The organism is Bradyrhizobium genosp. P (genome assembly GCF_049949265.1).
Lineage (GTDB): Bacteria > Pseudomonadota > Alphaproteobacteria > Rhizobiales > Xanthobacteraceae > Bradyrhizobium.
In genome coordinates this window covers 361,627-377,696 of the sequence record NZ_CP188195.1, presented here as the reverse complement: position 1 = coordinate 377,696, position 16,070 = coordinate 361,627, and the positions used below count along the sequence as shown (strand labels likewise).

Annotated in this window: 16 protein-coding genes; 13 read left to right on the top strand and 3 right to left on the bottom strand. The window is 64.1% G+C overall.

What is annotated here, in order from left to right:
* Positions 1–18 precede the first annotated feature (18 nt).
* The 5 genes from ACP2YO_RS01880 to ACP2YO_RS01860 all read left to right on the top strand — a co-directional run bounded on the left by ACP2YO_RS01880 (position 19) and on the right by ACP2YO_RS01860 (position 4,512).
* Positions 19–516 carry a hypothetical protein gene (locus ACP2YO_RS01880; protein WP_426438518.1) on the top strand — a complete coding sequence of 166 codons (498 nt, stop codon included), beginning with the start codon at positions 19–21 and terminating at the stop codon, positions 514–516.
* 559 nt (positions 517–1,075) lie between these two features.
* On the top strand, positions 1,076–1,474 hold the full coding sequence (gene sdhC / locus ACP2YO_RS01875; RefSeq protein ID WP_426438516.1) for a succinate dehydrogenase, cytochrome b556 subunit: 399 nt from the start codon (positions 1,076–1,078) through the stop codon (positions 1,472–1,474).
* A 14-nt stretch (positions 1,475–1,488) separates the two neighbouring features.
* The gene (gene sdhD, locus ACP2YO_RS01870; protein ID WP_426443517.1) at positions 1,489–1,863 is read left to right on the top strand and encodes a succinate dehydrogenase, hydrophobic membrane anchor protein; all 375 of its coding nucleotides are present in this window, start codon (positions 1,489–1,491) and stop codon (positions 1,861–1,863) included.
* Between the two features lie 3 nt (positions 1,864–1,866).
* A complete protein-coding gene (sdhA, locus tag ACP2YO_RS01865; protein ID WP_426438514.1) occupies positions 1,867–3,708 on the top strand; it encodes a succinate dehydrogenase flavoprotein subunit in 1,842 nt (613 codons plus the stop codon).
* Between the two features lie 18 nt (positions 3,709–3,726).
* Entirely contained in the window at positions 3,727–4,512 is a 786-nt protein-coding gene (locus ACP2YO_RS01860) for a succinate dehydrogenase iron-sulfur subunit (protein ID WP_426438512.1), read from the top strand.
* A 51-nt stretch (positions 4,513–4,563) separates the two neighbouring features.
* On the opposite strand, the gene ACP2YO_RS01855 is transcribed toward ACP2YO_RS01860, so the two are convergent.
* Positions 4,564–5,478, bottom strand: a complete 915-nt coding sequence (locus ACP2YO_RS01855) for a LysR family transcriptional regulator (RefSeq protein WP_426438510.1) — start codon at positions 5,476–5,478, stop codon at positions 4,564–4,566.
* Positions 5,479–5,636: 158 nt separating this feature from the next.
* Between ACP2YO_RS01855 and ACP2YO_RS01850 the strand changes: the two genes are divergently transcribed.
* The 7 genes from ACP2YO_RS01850 (at position 5,637) to ACP2YO_RS01820 (ending at position 11,366) form a co-directional block, all read left to right on the top strand.
* Entirely contained in the window at positions 5,637–6,602 is a 966-nt protein-coding gene (locus ACP2YO_RS01850; protein WP_426438508.1) for an agmatinase, read from the top strand.
* A 39-nt stretch (positions 6,603–6,641) separates the two neighbouring features.
* Positions 6,642–7,499 carry a transporter substrate-binding domain-containing protein gene (locus ACP2YO_RS01845; RefSeq protein ID WP_426438506.1) on the top strand — a complete coding sequence of 286 codons (858 nt, stop codon included), beginning with the start codon at positions 6,642–6,644 and terminating at the stop codon, positions 7,497–7,499.
* Positions 7,500–7,566: 67 nt separating this feature from the next.
* Positions 7,567–8,226, top strand: a complete 660-nt coding sequence (locus tag ACP2YO_RS01840) for an amino acid ABC transporter permease (RefSeq protein WP_426438504.1) — start codon at positions 7,567–7,569, stop codon at positions 8,224–8,226.
* Positions 8,227–8,229: 3 nt separating this feature from the next.
* On the top strand, positions 8,230–8,949 hold the full coding sequence (locus ACP2YO_RS01835; RefSeq protein ID WP_426438502.1) for an amino acid ABC transporter permease: 720 nt from the start codon (positions 8,230–8,232) through the stop codon (positions 8,947–8,949).
* Positions 8,949–9,764, top strand: coding sequence for an amino acid ABC transporter ATP-binding protein (locus ACP2YO_RS01830; protein ID WP_426438500.1), 816 nt, complete (start codon positions 8,949–8,951; stop codon positions 9,762–9,764). Before ACP2YO_RS01835 ends, ACP2YO_RS01830 begins: the two co-directional genes overlap by 1 nt.
* 4 nt (positions 9,765–9,768) lie before the next feature.
* Positions 9,769–10,737 (top strand): arginase family protein, encoded by a 969-nt coding sequence (locus ACP2YO_RS01825; protein WP_426438498.1) that lies wholly within the window; start codon positions 9,769–9,771, stop codon positions 10,735–10,737.
* Between the two features lie 11 nt (positions 10,738–10,748).
* Positions 10,749–11,366, top strand: coding sequence for a DUF1989 domain-containing protein (locus ACP2YO_RS01820; protein ID WP_426438496.1), 618 nt, complete (start codon positions 10,749–10,751; stop codon positions 11,364–11,366).
* Positions 11,367–11,385: 19 nt separating this feature from the next.
* Here the strand turns inward: ACP2YO_RS01820 and feoB are convergent, their stop codons facing one another.
* Positions 11,386–13,263, bottom strand: a complete 1,878-nt coding sequence (feoB, locus tag ACP2YO_RS01815; protein WP_426438494.1) for a ferrous iron transporter B — start codon at positions 13,261–13,263, stop codon at positions 11,386–11,388.
* Entirely contained in the window at positions 13,260–13,535 is a 276-nt protein-coding gene (locus tag ACP2YO_RS01810) for a FeoA family protein (protein ID WP_426438492.1), read from the bottom strand. Before ACP2YO_RS01810 ends, feoB begins: the two co-directional genes overlap by 4 nt.
* A 255-nt stretch (positions 13,536–13,790) precedes the next feature.
* Between ACP2YO_RS01810 and ACP2YO_RS01805 the strand changes: the two genes are divergently transcribed.
* Entirely contained in the window at positions 13,791–15,947 is a 2,157-nt protein-coding gene (locus ACP2YO_RS01805; protein WP_426438490.1) for an ATP-binding protein, read from the top strand.
* Positions 15,948–16,070 lie beyond the last annotated feature (123 nt).

Sequence of the window (16,070 nt, the reverse complement as noted above, 5' to 3'; positions counted from 1 at the left end):
AGAACTTCGCGAGGGGCAATGAAGCGCGAGCAGGCTATCCGGATTATCGATCATCTACGCGATGCCTTTGAAGCAATGGACAAGGTGAGCATGGCCATAGCCGGGCTCGGCAAGGAGGAGCGACTCAGGTTCGATCGCCGCCTTGACGAGATTGTCCTCGACCTGGAAGACAGACTGCTCCTGCCGATTTGCGAACAATATCCAGACTTGCTGCCACCCGAAGAGGAGCGGGAGCGGCCTGAAGTCTGTAGCGAACTCACATGGAGCGAGGTGAAACTTCCACCCTTCATCACCGAAGATCGGCTCGACGAAATGATCTTCTCGCCCTTGAAAACTCGCTGGCGAAAGACGGCGATGTTCCTGATCGATGCAGAAAAACGCTGCAAGGAGCTTGGTTGGCCTATCAGCGATGAAGCGATCGCGGCCCGATTGCGGGTGCTCTCCGATTCCGACCGTATTGAGGGCGTTGGCGATCTACGAAGATGGACTGGCAGCGAAGTACGCTTGAAGGATTAGTGCGACTATTGCCCGCTCAACCGATCACCAACTGGCCGCCGGGGCGGACCGCATATTCCGCATATCCGCCCGGCTCTGGATGAATAGCCTCGACGCGTTCATTGGTGCAGCGCGGTATGGGCGCAGGCATGGCGCGCGTGCCGTCATTGCAGATTGAGCAGGGGCTGGCCGCGGGCAGCTTGCAGCGCGTGCTCGTCGACCGCGAACCTGCGTCCACACCAAAGTATCCCGACCTTCCAGCCGTCCCTGCTCGCATCGCCTAAGATCAGGGCATTCGTCGATTATCCGGCCGGGCGATGGGGCGGAACCGCAACGTTCAAAACATCATCGCATACCGCCGACGCGATTAAAGGAATTCGAGTTCATTTCTTTGTTCATTTGCTGCTTGTCTGGTATACCAGCCTGCGGATCAACCTGATTTCGGCTGTGCTAACAATGAACTTCGGTTCGACCGAAGGCTATTTGGCCGTTGCACGGACTGGTTCGACTCCGTAAATAGAATTCATCTACCGCGTTCCCCGATGGGCCGGCCGCGGCCCCACCAAACACAAAGCCGCCGATGACCGCCAGGATCGAACGACCGCTTTCGCCCCATATGCAGACCTACCGGTGGACCCTGACGATGGCGCTGTCCATCGTCCACCGCGCCACCGGCATCGCGCTCTACTTCGGCACGCTGCTGCTGGCCTGGTGGCTGATCGCAGCCGCCTCGGGCCCCGGGGCCTACGCCAATGTCCAGGCCTTCACCGGCAGCGTGATCGGCAAGCTGATCGTGTTTGGCTACACATGGGCGCTGATGCATCACCTGTTCAGCGGTCTCAGGCACTTCGTCTGGGATCTTGGCTACGGTTTCAAGGCCAATGAGCGCGAGGCACTGACCTGGGGCGCGCTGGTCGCCGGGATCGTGCTCACCGTGCTGATCTGGATCATTGCCTATGCGGTTGGAGGTGGACGATGACCGAGCCCTCCTCGATGCGCACGCCGCTGGGGCGCGTCCGCAATCTCGGCGCCTCGCATACCGGTACCGGCGACTTCTGGCGCCAGCGCCTTACGGCGGTCGCCATGGCGCTGCTGATCATCCCGGTGATCGTCGTCGTGATCATGCTGCTCGGCCGCAACCAGGCCGGCGCGGCGCAGATCCTCGGCTCGCTGCCGATCGCCATCATCCTGCTGCTCTTCATCATCGCCAGCACCTGGCACATGAAGATCGGCATGCAGGTCGTGATCGAGGACTATTTGCATAACGAGAAGCTGAAGATCGCAAGCGTCATGGCCAACAATTTCTTCTGCTTCGTGGTCGCGCTGGCCTCGATCTACGCAATCCTCAAATTGTCGTCGGGAGTATAACCCATGGCGGGTGAAGGAAACGGCAAGGCCGCCAACGGCAGTGGCCCGGCCACCAACGGCAAGGCATATCCGATCCAGGACCACACCTACGACGTCGTCGTGGTCGGCGCCGGCGGCGCGGGCCTGCGTGCCGTGGTCGGCTGCTCGGAAGCCGGCCTGCGCACCGCCTGCATCACCAAGGTGTTCCCGACCCGCTCGCACACGGTCGCGGCGCAGGGCGGCATTTCCGCTTCGCTCGGCAACATGCATCCCGATAACTGGCGTTGGCACATGTACGACACCGTCAAGGGGTCGGACTGGCTCGGCGACCAGGACGCGATCGAATACATGGTGCGCAACGCGCCCGACGCGGTCTACGAGCTCGAGCATTGGGGTGTGCCGTTCTCGCGCACCGAGGATGGCAAGATCTACCAGCGCCCGTTCGGCGGCATGACGATCGACTACGGCAAGGGCCAGGCGCAGCGCACCTGCGCCGCCGCCGACCGCACCGGTCACGCGATGCTGCACACGATGTACGGCCAGTCGCTGCGCCATGCGGCGGAGTTCTTTATCGAGTTCTTCGCCATCGACCTGATCATGGACGACCAGGGCACCTGCCGCGGCGTGATCGCGCTCAAGCTCGACGACGGCACGCTGCATCGCTTCCGCGCCCAGACCACGATCCTGGCGACCGGCGGCTATGGCCGCGCCTATGCCTCCTGCACCTCGGCGCACACCTGCACCGGCGACGGCGGCGGCATGGTGCTGCGCGCCGGGCTGCCGATGCAGGATATGGAGTTCGTCCAGTTCCATCCGACCGGCATCTACGGCTCGGGCTGTCTGGTCACCGAAGGTGCGCGCGGCGAAGGCGGCTATCTCGTCAACTCCGAGGGCGAGCGCTTCATGGAGCGCTACGCGCCATCGGCCAAGGATCTCGCCTCGCGCGACGTCGTTTCGCGCGCGATGACGATCGAGATCCGCGAAGGCCGCGGCGTTGGCAAGAAGAAGGATCACATCTTCCTGCACCTCGATCACCTCGATCCGAAGGTGCTGCATGAGCGGCTGCCGGGCATCTCCGAATCGGCCAAGATCTTCGCCAATGTCGACGTCACCCGCGAGCCGATCCCGATCGTGCCGACTGTGCATTACAACATGGGCGGCATCGCCACCAACTACCACGCCGAAGTCCTGACCAAGCGCAACGGCGACGACAATTCGGTGGTGCCGGGCCTGATGGCGATCGGCGAAGCGGCCTGCGTGTCGGTGCACGGCGCCAACCGCCTCGGCTCCAACTCGCTGATAGACCTCGTGGTGTTCGGCCGCGCCGCGGCGCTGCGGCTCGCCGACAAGCTGACCGCGAACGCCAAGCAGCCGGAACTGCCGCAGGATTCCGCCGACCGTGCGCTCGGCCGGCTCGATCATTTCCGCCATGCCTCCGGCGGCACGCCGACCGCGAAGCTACGCGACAGCATGCAGCACGTGATGCAGAACAATTGCGCGGTGTTCCGCACCGGCGACCTGCTGCAGGAAGGCCAGAACCTGATCCACAAGGTCTATGGCGGCGTCGGCGACATCTCGGTCTCCGACCGCTCGCTGGTGTGGAATTCCGACCTGGTCGAGACCCTCGAATTCGACAATCTGATCGTGCAGGCGATCGTGACGATGGATTCGGCGGCCAACCGCACCGAAAGCCGCGGCGCGCATGCCCGCGAGGACTTCTCTGCGCGCGACGACAAGAACTGGATGAAGCACACGCTGGCGTGGATCGATGCCGGCGGCAAGACCGCGATCGATTACCGTCCGGTACACGATTACACGATGACCAACGACGTGCAGTACATCCCGCCGAAGGCGCGGGTCTACTGAGAACGAAGGCGAGCAAGCATGGTTGAATTCGCACTTCCGAAGAATTCGAGGATTTCCGGTGGCAAGACCTGGCCGAAGCCGCCGGGCGCCACCGAGACGCGCGAATTCCGGGTGTATCGCTGGAATCCGGACGACGGCAAGAATCCGAGCGTCGACACCTATCAGGTCGACATCCACGATTGCGGCCCGATGGTGCTGGACGGCCTGATCTGGATCAAGAACCACATCGATCCGACGCTGACCTTCCGCCGCTCCTGTCGCGAGGGCGTCTGCGGCTCCTGCGCGATGAACATCGATGGCCAGAACACGCTCGCCTGCACCAAGTCGATGCACGACGTGGCCTCCGGCGGCGCGGTGAAGATCAATCCGCTGCCGCACCAGCCTGTCGTCAAGGACCTGGTCCCCGACCTCACCAATTTCTACGCCCAGTATGCCTCGATCGAGCCATGGCTGAAGACCGTGACGCCGACGCCGCAGAAGGAGTGGAAGCAGAGTCACGAGGACCGCGAGAAGCTCGACGGCCTCTATGAGTGCATCCTGTGCGCCTGCTGCTCGACGTCGTGCCCGAGCTACTGGTGGAACAGCGAGCGCTTCCTCGGCCCGGCAGCGCTGCTGCAGGCGACCCGCTGGGTGACCGACTCTCGCGACGAGGCGACCGGCGAGCGGCTCGACAATCTCGAGGATCCGTTCCGGCTCTATCGCTGCCACACCATCATGAACTGCGCCAAGGCGTGCCCGAAGGGCCTCAACCCCTCGGAAGCGATCGCCGAGCTGAAGCTCAAGCTGGTCGAGCGCCAGATCTGATCCGGCGCTGGTCGGAGGCGGTCGGCTGCCAGGAGGCGATATAGTTCGTCGTCAATCCGCGGACGGCGGCCGGGTCAGCAGTTTGGCCAGCAGCCGGCCACTTGGTGGCAGCGGCCGATCGATCGACGAGATCAGCGAGAACTGAGTCGTATAGCGGAAGGCCTCGGCTCCTGAGACCTCTTCCAGATGATGGATCGGGCCCAGCATCTCGACATAGTGCGTCGGCAAAAAGCCGACAAAGCCGCCGCCGACCAGCATCGTTGCGACAGCTTCCAGCCCAAAGGCGACAGCGTGCTGCTTGATGTGCAGGCGTCGCGCGAGATTTTGCGTGCGTCGATCATTGGTTCGCGTCACCAGAGCGACATTGCTATCGCGCAGGTCCTTGAGCGTCAGCGGTGCCGCGGCGGCCGCGTAAAGCCGGAACTCCTCGGTGAACAGCGAGGCGTAATCGAGTTTGTCGTTGCCGGCGGGCTGTCCGCTGATGGCGAGATGCAGCCGTCGCTCCAGCACGTCCTCGACAAGTGCACTCGGCAGGCCGATCGCAATGTTGAGCGTGACATTGGGCGCGGCGGCGCGAAATCGGGCAAGGGTGTCCGCCAGGCGGCAGCGTGGATTGGACAGGCAGTTGTCGGCGATGCCGATCTTCAACTCGCCGGAGACAATGTTGCGGGCCAGGTTGAGCTCGTGATGCACCATTTCAAGCGCGTCGCAGGCGGCAATGCTGGCGTGTAAGGCACGGTGGCCGAAATCGGTCAGTTCAAAACCGGACGGGCCGCGAAAACAGAGCCGGCTGCCGAGCCGCGTTTCCAGCGCCAGCAGATGACGGCTGATGGTCGATCGTTCCATGCCGAGCTGGGTTTCGGCGGCGGTCAGGCCGCCAGCTTCGGCAACCGCGCGAAAAATACGCAACAGCCGCAGGTCGGTTTCGGTGAGATGTGGAACCGGCGCGGGCGCGACGTGCTTCATGTTGCACTCCCTACAAGCATGGTTTCGCAGTCTGTCATTCCAGGTGCTCTCCCGCCTGGGCTACGGTTCGGGGCAGATGCCGATTTGTTCGGCGCAACCAACCCGCTGTGACCTCAATCTGACTTAGCTGACTTATCTCAAGCTGACTTGGAGGACGTATGGCTCTGCCCCTGACGGTGCCGCCTGCGCTGAAGCACCAGAGCTTGCTCTGGTCGCCCATCTGCACCGATCTCGACACCCTCGACGCGCACATCGCCATTCTCGGTATCCCGTTTGGCAGCGCCTATCACGCCTCTGCGATCACCAACGACCAGTCGACAGCTCCCGATGCCGTCCGCTCGGTCACCGATCGCATCTGCCGCAGCTTGGAGCGCTACGATTTCGACGTCGGTGGCCCGATCTATGGCGGACGGGCCCTGAAAGTGGTCGATGTCGGCAATGTTCCCGCCGACATGACCGATCTCCGCAGCCACTCCATCCGCGCTGAAGAAGCGGTAAGCAAGATTCTTGCCGCCGGTGCCATGCCAATCACCATCGGCGGCGATCATGGCATCCCGATCCCGATCCTGCGTGCCTATAAGGGACATGGCCCGATCACGCTGATCCAGGTCGATGCTCACATCGACTGGCGCGACGATGTCAATGGCGTCCGCGACGGCCTGTCCAGCCCGATCCGGCGGGCCTCCGAGATGCCGCACATCGGCGAAATCTTCCAGATCGGCATCCGCGCCCAGGGCAGTGCGCGGCCTGAAGAGGTTGCGGCGGCGGCGGCCTACGGGTCCAACATCATTCCGGCCTTCGAGGTGCACGACAAGGGCATGGACGCGGTGCTCGAGCGGATTCCGGATGGCGGCCAATATTACATCACCATCGACGCTGACGGCCTTGATCCGAGCGTGATGCCCGCCGTCGAGGGCCCGGCGCCGGGCGGACTCACCTTTCATCAGGTGCGCAAACTGATCCACGGCCTGGTCGGCAAGGGCCGCGTGGTCGGCATGGATATCGTGGAGATCACGCCGTCCATCGACGTCAACATGATCAGCTGCATCACCGCCGGTCGGCTAATCGTGAATCTGATCGGTGCGGCGGTGAGGGCGAACTATTTCGACGCGCCGCCCGTGTGAAGCGGCAGCCGTTTTCGAACCCGGAAAAAGGATGGGGCCATGCTGAGGATCGATCGCAAGACGCTGGGCTATCTCGCCGGCGGCATCTGTTTCGCTCTCATCGCGAGCCAGCAGGCCTTCGCCGAGACGACACTGGAAAGGATCAAGCGGACCGGCGAGTTGACGGTCGGCACTGAGGCGGCCTTTCCGCCCTTCGAGTTCGTCAAGGACGGCAAGATCGTCGGCTACGGCTCCGATATCCTGGCCGAGGTGGTCAAGGAGCTCGGTGTCAAGAAACTGAACCAGCTCGATCTGCCGTGGCAGGGCATCCTGCCGGGCGTACTGGCCGGCAAGTTCGACTTTGTCGCCACCACGGTCGGCATCAATCCCGAACGCGCCAGGCGCTACGCCTACACGATGCCGATCGCCGACGGTATGCCCTATGCCATGAAGCGCAAGGGCGACAAGCTCACCAAGCCGGAAGACCTCAACGGCAAGGTGGTGGCAACCCAGCTTGCGTCGTCGACCGAGCCAGTCGCGCGTGCGCTCGACGCCAAACTGAAGGCCGCGGGCGGGCCGGGCTTCAAGGAATTGAAACTCTTCACCGCATTCCCTGAAAGCTATGTGGCGCTCGCGAGCGGCGAAGTCGATGCAGTGATCCAGTCGCTGCCAAGCCTCGCAGCCCTGGTCAAGGACAAGCCCGATGTCTTCGAACTGCTCGCGCCTACGCCGCAGGACGGCGGCTTTACCTATCTTTCCTGGGTAACACGGCCCGACGACAAGGATTTGCGGGACGCCATTTCCGCCGTGATCCGCAAGATGCGCGACGACGGCCGCCTCGCCGCCCTGCAGAAGAAATGGTTCGGCTTCGAAATGTCGATCCCTGATCAGGGCTATCTGCCGCCCGGTGCGATGTAAGCCACGCGACCGCGAGGGAGCAGGAGGCGCGGCAACACCCATTTCATGCGACGTGAAAGGCCCCTCCATGGGCTTCCAGTTCGATTACCTGTTGTCGATCCTGCCAAGTCTCATGAAAGCTGCGCTGGTCAATATCCGGCTGGCTGTCATCATCATGCTGCTGGCGCTTATGCTGGGCACCGCACTCACTATCGTGCGCTCGGTGAAAATCACCGGGGTGAACATGATCATCGCCGTGGTCATCAGCTTCGTGCGCGGCACGCCGCTGCTGATCCAGATCTTCATCGCCTATTATGTGCTGCCGGCTGTTGGCCTCGATCTCTCGCCGGAGGTGGCTGGCGTCTCCGCCATTGCGTTCAACAGCATGGTCTTTGTCAGCGAGAGCATGCGTGGCGGCCTCGCCACCATCGAGACCGGCCAGATCGAGGCAGCGACGGCGCTCGGTCTGCCGCCGCATGCGATCTGGCTGAAGGTCGTGCTGCCGCAACTATTCCGCCGCATCGTTCCGGTGCTGATCAATGAGGCGACGATCGTGGTGAAAGGTACGGCGCTGTTGTCGGTCATCACCGTCGTCGACGTGCTGCGGACGGCACAGCAGATCGCCCGCGCGAATTACCGGCCGTTCGAGACCATGATCGGATCGGCCCTGGTGTTCCTGGTCATCAATCTCGTCATCAGCTTGTTCGGCCGGGTGACGGAGGCGCGTTTCGCCGCGGCACGGATCTGAGCGATGCATTTTGATCCTACCGTGCTCGCCGGCTACTGGCCGCTGCTGCTGCAGGGCGCCTGGCTGACCATCCAGGTCTCGGTGGCGGCGATGGCGATCGGCTATGCTGCGGGGATCGTGGTGGCGTTGATCGCACTGATGCCGGGCTGGCTGCCGCGGCTTGTCACGGCCTTCTATGTCGAGACGCTACGCAACATCCCCTTCATCATCCTTCTCTTTGTCGTCTATTACGGCTTGCCGTTTGCGGGCATCCGTCTGCCCGCGACGCTGGTCGGGACCATGGCGCTGGCGCTGTTCGCCAGCGCCTATTATGCCGAGATCATACGCGCTGCGATCCTTGCTTTGCCGCGCGGCCAGTTCGAAAGCGCACGCGCCATTGGCATGTCACCCGCCAGCGCGATGTGGCATGTGGTGGCGCCGCAGATTCTGCGCGCGCTGGTGCCGCCGTCCACCAACATGACGCTGACCATGATGAAGGAGTCGGCCGTCCTCTCCTCCATCACGGTGCCGGAGCTCACTTACCAGAGCCTGGTCGTGCAGGGGAACACTTTCGCGCCCTTCGAGGTGTTTGCTGCGGTGGCGTCGATCTACTGGCTGATCGCGATCGTGATCGCAGAAGCCTCCCGGCGGCTGGAGCACCGGGTCGGCACCGCGCAGGTCGAGGGCGTCAGCCGCAACCCGATCGCCGAGCGCTATCTCTCACTCGTCGCGCGGAGGGCCTGATGGGTGCACCCATCCTGCGGGTCTCGGCTTTGACCAAACGCTTTTTCGGCGTCACCGCGCTCGATGGCGTCTATCTCGATGTGCACGAAGGCGAGATTGTCGCGCTGATTGGCCCGAGCGGGTGCGGCAAGAGCACGCTGCTGCGCTGCCTGACCTGGCTCGAACAGCCCGACGACGGTTTCATCGAAGTCACCGGCAAGCCGTTCGGGCGTGAACTGATGTCGGGCGGCGTCGTCCGCCGGCAAGGCCGCCGCCAGATCGATGCGCTGCGCCCGAAGATCGGCATCGTCTTCCAGCAGTTCAATCTCTGGCCGCACATGACCGCGCTGGAGAACGTGGTGCGCTCGCAGGTTGTTGTGCTGGGCCGCCCACGCGTCGAGGCGATGCGACGCGGCGAGGAACTGCTGGTGCGGCTCGGGCTAGCCGACCGCATGGACCGTTATCCGCACGCGCTCTCCGGAGGGCAGAAGCAGCGGGTGGCCATTGCGCGTGCGCTGGCGATGGATCCGGCGCTGATGCTGTTCGACGAACCGACCTCTGCTCTGGACCCGGAGCTGGTGGGTGAGGTGCTCGCCGTTCTGCGGTCATTGGCCGAGATCGGCATGACCATGCTGGTCGTCACCCATGAGATCGGCTTCGCGGCCAACGTCGCCGACCGCATCGCCTTCATGGACGATGGTCGCATCCTGGAGGAAGGGCCGGCGCGCGAGATCATTTCCTCGCCGAGGGAGCCGCGGCTGCGCAATTTTCTCGATCTCGTACAGGCGGATCGCCGTCTGATCGATCCCCGAACCCCAAGCAACCTCACGGAGTAAAGCCATGTCTCGCGTCAACCGGCCCTATGTCGGCATCCCGTCCTTCCTGCGTGCGCGGATCTGCGAGGATCTGTCCACGCTTGACGCGGCCATCGCCGTGCTCGGCGTACCGTTCGACGAGGGCTCGCCGTTCCTGCCCGGCAGCCGCTTTGCGCCGCGCGCGTTGCGTGAACACTCGCTGCGCTTCTATGGCGGCGGCCGGGGCTATTACGATCCGGAGACCCGGCGCGAATATCTGGTCGAGGAAATGTCGCGGGGACTGATCGCCGATGTCGGCGACGTCGACATCCATCCGGCCAATGCGCCCCGCACCTTTGACAACATCACCGCCATGGTGCGCGGCATTCTCGATCGCGGTGCGCTGCCGGTGGTGCTCGGCGGCGATCATGCCATCACCTATCCGATATTCCGGGCCTTCGACGAGAAGCTGCATGTCATCCATTTCGATGCGCACACCGACTACGCGCCGTTCGAGAACGATCTGACCATCACCAACAGCCATGCCTTTCGCCATATCGCCGGCATGGACAACACGCTGAGCCTGACCCAGGTCGGCATCCGCAGCCTGCGCCATTCGCCGGAGCAGGTGGAGGACATCCTCAACTCAGGCAACCGGGTGATTCCGATGGGCGAGTTCCGCCGGATCGGCCCGCAGGGGGTCGCCGACCTGCTGCCGGCGGACTCACGGGTCTATGTCAGCATCGATGTCGACGCCATGGACATGTCGCTGGTGCCGGGCTGCGTCTCGGCCGAGCCCAACGGGATGAGTTATGCCGAGCTGCGCGACAGCCTGAAGGCCATTGCCGAGCGGCATGATATCGTCGGCTTCGATTTCGTCGAGGTCAACCCGCCGCTTGATGTCGGCACCGGTGTCACCGCCTATCTGGGCGCGCTGACCGTCATCGAATTCCTGGGCCATATCTGCGCCCAGCCCCGCTGGGCCGCTCGCCGCGCCACCCGTCACGCCGCTTGAAGGAGAACATCATGACCGAGACACACGAGACCATTCCAGCCACTCGCGGCAAAGCCGTGCGGCTGAGCAACGGGCAAGCCGTCGAGATCATCAATACCCATGGCTCGCAGGTGGTGGACACCTGGGCATTCTGCACCGAGGACCTCGGACATCACATGTCGATGGAGCACACCAGGGTCGAGAACGGCCGCTTGATGCCGGCCGCAGGCCAGACGCTGTTCACCAACAAGCGCGAGCCGATCCTGGTGCTGGAAGAAGACACCTCGCCCGGCATCCACGACACGCTGATGGCGGCGTGCGATCGCTGGCGCTACGAACATCTGGGCTGCACGCACTATCACCGCAACTGCGCCGACAACATGATCGAGGCCATGGCGGAAATCGGCCTGACGGCCGGCCATGTGCCGCAGCCGCTCAATCTGTTCATGAACATCCCGGTCAACGCCGACCTCAGCCTGACCCAGGGCGAGCCGGCCAGCAGGCCAGGCGACCATGTCACCCTGCGCGCGGCGCGCGATTGCTATGTGGTGTTCTCCGCCTGTCCGCAGGATATCACGCCAATCAACGGCGCCGGTCGCAAGCCGACCGACGCGCATATCCGGCTAACCGGGGCGCCGACTGCTTCGTAAAACTGAGGAGACACCGACATCACGACACACCCAGCGCCCGCGCCAGGTTGAAGGTCAGCAGGCTCGCGACATAGGCCAGCGCGAGCATGTAGACGAACGTCACCACCATCCAGATCGCGCTGCCGGTCTCGCGCCGGATCACCGCCAGCGTCGAGGCGCATTGCGGCGCGAAGATGTACCAGACCAACAGCGACAGCGCGGTCGCCAGGGTCCATTTTTGCGCCAGCACCTGGCCGATCTGATCGGCGGCTTCCTTGCCGCCCTCGATCGAATAGACGGTGCCGAGCGCTGCGACCGCGACCTCGCGCGCCGCCATGCCCGGGATCAGCGCCACCGCGATCTGCCAGTTGAAACCGATCGGCGCCAGCAGCGGCTCCAGCGCCTTCCCTATCATCGCCGCGAAGCTGTAATTGATCGCGGGTCCCTCGGCTCCAACAGGCGCGGTCGGGAACGACGCCAGGAACCAGATCAGCACCATCATCGACAGGATGGTCGTGCCGGCGCGATACAGGAACATTTTGGCGCGGGTATAGACGCCGATCGCGATGCTTCTCAGCCGCGGCACCTTGTAGTCCGGCAATTCCAGCATGAACGGCGCCGGCGCGTGGTCGCGCCACAGGAAGAATTTTGCGATCGCCGAGACGGTCAGCGCACTGACGATCCCAGCCGTATAGAGGCCGAACATCACCAGCCCCTGGAGATTGATCCAGCCCCATATGCTGGTCGCCGGAACGAAAGCGGAGATGATCAGCGTATAGACCGGAATCCGCGCCGAGCAGGTCATCAGCGGTGCGATCAGGATAGTGGTCAGCCGGTCGCGGGGATTGTCGATCACCCGCGTCGCCATGATGCCGGGGATGGCGCAGGCAAAGCTCGACAGCAGCGGGATGAAGGCGCGGCCATGCAGACCGGCGCCGCCCATGATGCGGTCCATCAGGAACGCCGCGCGCGCCATGTAGCCGAAATCTTCCAGCAGCAGGATGAACAGGAAAATCATGATGATCTGCGGCAGGAACACGATCACGCTGCCGACGCCCGAGATCACGCCGTTCTGCAGGAAGCTCTGCAACAGGGTCCAGCTTTCGGGCATCACGTCGTGGACCAGTTGCCCAAGCGCGGAAAAGCTGTCCGACAGCAGGTTCATGGCCGGCTGCGCCCAGCTGAACACCGCCTGGAACATCACGAACAGGATCAGAGCGAGGATCACCAGGCCCGCCACCGGGTGCAGCGCCACCGCATCGATCCGTGTGGTCAGCGTATCGGGCTTGGCCGGCAGCGTCACACTTGCGGCGACGATGCGGTCCGCCTCGCGCTGCGCCGCCTTGAGATCCGATATCGTCGGCGTCGCCCACTGATTGGCCGGTGGCGTCTCGCGCGTGCGGGACATGAATTCATCGGTCCGCCGCAACAGCTCGTCGACACCGCCCTTGCGGACGGCGACTGACGTCACGATCGGCAGGCCGAGTTCCTGCGACATGCGGTCGAGGTCGATCTCGACGCCGCGACGCTTCGCAATGTCGATCATGTTGAGCACGAGAATCATCGGCCGGCCAATGCGCTTCAGCTCGAGCACGAGGCGCAGCGTCAGCCGCAGATTGGTCGCATCAGCGACGCAGAGCACGAGATCCGGCATCGCTTCGCCGGCAAAGCGCCCGAGCACGATGTCGCGGGTGATCTCCTCGTCCGGGCTGCGGCCGCGCAGCGAATAGGTGCCGGGCAGGTCGAGCACGGTCACGCTGCGGCCTTCCGGCGTAACGAAGCTGCCGGATTTGCGCTCGACGGTGACGCCGGGATAGTTGGCGACCTTCTGGGTGCTGCCGGTCAGCCGGTTGAACAGCGAGGTCTTGCCGGTGTTCGGCGCGCCGACCAAGGCCAGGCGCAGGGAAGCGGTTGTCATTCGACGATCACCGCCATGGCCTCGCTGCGGCGTAGCGCAATCGTGATGTTGTCGACGCGCACCGCGATCGGGTCACGACGGATCGCGCCCTCATGCAGGATTTCGACGCGCGCTCCCTCGATAAAGCCCATCTCGACCAGCCGTTGCTCGAGCTCCTGCGGCGAGAGCGACGAACCCGTCACCCGCGGATCGAGCCTGATAATCTTCCCTGCGAAACCGCGATCCGCGAGGCCGAGCCGGATGTCCTGGGAGCTTTTTGGATCGCCTGTCATGCGGCCTCTTTTTCAGCAGCTAATCATGCGGTCAAGCCTTTGCCCGCGGTAGGCTTTAGAACCCTTAAAAACAGTAATTGCCAGCATCGTTTCGCTCAGCTTTCCGCCTGACCGTCGCTCGTGGCTAACGGGGTCGTGAACGGCCACACATTGCGGGCGACGGCCGACCGTACCCTCCGGCCTCAAGGCGGGGCGGGGATTCGCTTTCTCCGTCGCGATGCTTTGCGTTAAGGTCCGCCCGGAGCCGGAGCGCCCGTGCAGACCGCACAACGCAATTCGCTGAGACTGCTGCGGTGGATGATGGCCGCCTCGCTGGCCTTCCCGCTGGCGCTGTTCGTTTTTGCCTCCGCGATGGCCTGGGCCTCGATCAACGAGGCCGCCGACCACGAGATCGCCCGCACGCTCGACGTCGCCCACGAGCACGCGCTCAAGGTGTTCGAGACCATCGACCGCAGCCTGTCGGAGATCGCCGAGGTGATCCGCGGTCTCTCCGATGCCGATATCGTCGCCCGCCAGGAGGACCTGCACCAGCGCCTGGGCCAGCTCACCGCATCGCTGCCGCAAATGAAATCGGCCTGGATCTTCGACGCCACGGGCCATGCTCTCGTCAACAGCCTGACGGTGCGGCCCCCTGATATCGACTTCTCGGATCGCGACTACTTCAGGGCGCAGGCCGACCAGACGATCGGCACCTTCATCGGCGAGCCCTTGACGCCGCGCGCACCCTATCAGGGATCGCCGTTCTTCGGGGTCAGCCGCCGGCGGACCAACCCGGACGGCAGCTTCGGCGGCGTCATCCAGGCGTCCGTCATCCCTGAGTACTTCGTGAATTTCTATGCACGCATCGGACATGAACCCGGCAGCTTCTTTGCGCTCATCCGGGCCGACGGCGCGGTGCTCGCCCATTTCCCGGCGATCGCCCGCGCATTCCGGTTCGAGCCGGGCGGAGCGCTCGGGCAACAACTCGTCGCCAACCCGGAAGCCGGCCTCATCACGATCAAGTCGCCGGGCGACGGCATCGAACGGCGCCTGCGCTATCAGCGGCTCGCGGAATATCCGATCTATGTCACCGCCGGCCTGGAAACCTCGGCGATCCGGGCGCGCTGGATCGCGACCATGGGCCAACACCTGATCTTCGGGGTCCCGGCCACCGCGCTGCTGTTCGGCCTGCTTGCGCTGGCTTTCCGGAGAACGCAGCGCCTGTACGAGGAGGCCGGCAAGCGCGCGGAAGCCGAGGACGCGCTGCGCCACAGCCAGCGGCTGGAGGCGCTCGGTCAGCTCACCGGCGGCGTCGCGCACGACTTCAACAATCTTCTGACGGTGATCCGCGCATCGGCCGACATGCTGCGGCGGACCGACCTGCCGGAGCCGCGGCGGCAACGCTATATCGACGCCATCTCCAACACCGTGAACCGCGCCGCCCGGCTGACCGGCCAGTTGCTGGCCTTCGCGCGCCGGCAAACCCTCAAGCCCGAACTGTTCGACGCCGGCCAGAGCGTCCATACCCTGAGCGAGATGATTGCAACCCTGATCGGATCGCGCATCGAGATCGTCACCGAGGCCCCGGACGAACCCTGCCTCGTCAACGCCGACGCGGGCCAGTTCGAGACCGCCATCATCAACCTGGCGGTGAACGCGCGCGACGCCATGGATGGCGTCGGCCGGCTCACGATCGCGGTGCGCCGGACCGACGCGCTGCCATCCGCGAGTGCCGCTCCGCCGAGCCCGCACGGCCAAATCACTGGTCATGTCGCGATCTCCGTGTCCGACACCGGCGTCGGAATTCCGCCGGACATGTTCGGCCGTATCTTCGAGCCGTTCTTCACCACCAAGGAGGTCGGCCAGGGCACCGGCCTTGGCCTGTCGCAGGTGTTCGGCTTCGCCAAGCAGTCCGGCGGCGAGGTGGATGTCGCGAGCGAGCCCGGCAAGGGCGCGACGTTCACGCTCTATCTGCCGCGCGCGACCGGCGATCGCCCGCCGCAATTGCCGCTTGTCGATGATGCGCCGGTCGATGGCCATGGCGCCGCGGTGCTGGTTGTCGACGACGATCCCGAGGTCGGGAAATTCGCCGTCGATGCACTGTACCAGCTCGGATGCACCGCCGTGCTGGTCAGCAACGCCACCCATGCGCTGGAGGAACTCGCCATCGACCCGGGGCGCTATGATCTGGTATTCACCGATGTCGTGATGCCCGGCATGAGCGGCATCGAGCTCGCGCAGGAAATCCGCCGGCGGGGACTCGATCTGCCCGTCGTGCTCGCCTCGGGCTACAGCCAGACGCTGGCCCAGCAAGGCAGCCTCGGCTTCGAGTTGCTGCAAAAACCCTATTCGGCCGAGCAGCTCGCACGCATGCTGCACAAGGTCACGCGATTGCGCAGCGTCGGACAAGATCAGGCGCCGGCGACGTCGTGACGGGGCGTATTCTCGATTCAATCGTCAAACAACCGGTGTCATCGCCCGGCTTGTTGTTTAGCCCGGGCGATCCAGTATTCCCGAGACAGTTGTGATTGAGCCGATGGGCCGCGGCGTACTGGG

Coding starts and splice junctions, on each gene's coding strand:
- ACP2YO_RS01880 (WP_426438518.1), top strand. CDS start 19: ATGAAGCGCGAGCAGGCTATCCGGATTATCGATCATCTACGCGATGCC.
- sdhC (WP_426438516.1), top strand. CDS start 1,076: ATGACCGCCAGGATCGAACGACCGCTTTCGCCCCATATGCAGACCTAC.
- sdhD (WP_426443517.1), top strand. CDS start 1,489: ATGCGCACGCCGCTGGGGCGCGTCCGCAATCTCGGCGCCTCGCATACC.
- sdhA (WP_426438514.1), top strand. CDS start 1,867: ATGGCGGGTGAAGGAAACGGCAAGGCCGCCAACGGCAGTGGCCCGGCC.
- ACP2YO_RS01860 (WP_426438512.1), top strand. CDS start 3,727: ATGGTTGAATTCGCACTTCCGAAGAATTCGAGGATTTCCGGTGGCAAG.
- ACP2YO_RS01855 (WP_426438510.1), bottom strand. CDS start 5,478: ATGAAGCACGTCGCGCCCGCGCCGGTTCCACATCTCACCGAAACCGAC.
- ACP2YO_RS01850 (WP_426438508.1), top strand. CDS start 5,637: ATGGCTCTGCCCCTGACGGTGCCGCCTGCGCTGAAGCACCAGAGCTTG.
- ACP2YO_RS01845 (WP_426438506.1), top strand. CDS start 6,642: ATGCTGAGGATCGATCGCAAGACGCTGGGCTATCTCGCCGGCGGCATC.
- ACP2YO_RS01840 (WP_426438504.1), top strand. CDS start 7,567: ATGGGCTTCCAGTTCGATTACCTGTTGTCGATCCTGCCAAGTCTCATG.
- ACP2YO_RS01835 (WP_426438502.1), top strand. CDS start 8,230: ATGCATTTTGATCCTACCGTGCTCGCCGGCTACTGGCCGCTGCTGCTG.
- ACP2YO_RS01830 (WP_426438500.1), top strand. CDS start 8,949: ATGGGTGCACCCATCCTGCGGGTCTCGGCTTTGACCAAACGCTTTTTC.
- ACP2YO_RS01825 (WP_426438498.1), top strand. CDS start 9,769: ATGTCTCGCGTCAACCGGCCCTATGTCGGCATCCCGTCCTTCCTGCGT.
- ACP2YO_RS01820 (WP_426438496.1), top strand. CDS start 10,749: ATGACCGAGACACACGAGACCATTCCAGCCACTCGCGGCAAAGCCGTG.
- feoB (WP_426438494.1), bottom strand. CDS start 13,263: ATGACAACCGCTTCCCTGCGCCTGGCCTTGGTCGGCGCGCCGAACACC.
- ACP2YO_RS01810 (WP_426438492.1), bottom strand. CDS start 13,535: ATGACAGGCGATCCAAAAAGCTCCCAGGACATCCGGCTCGGCCTCGCG.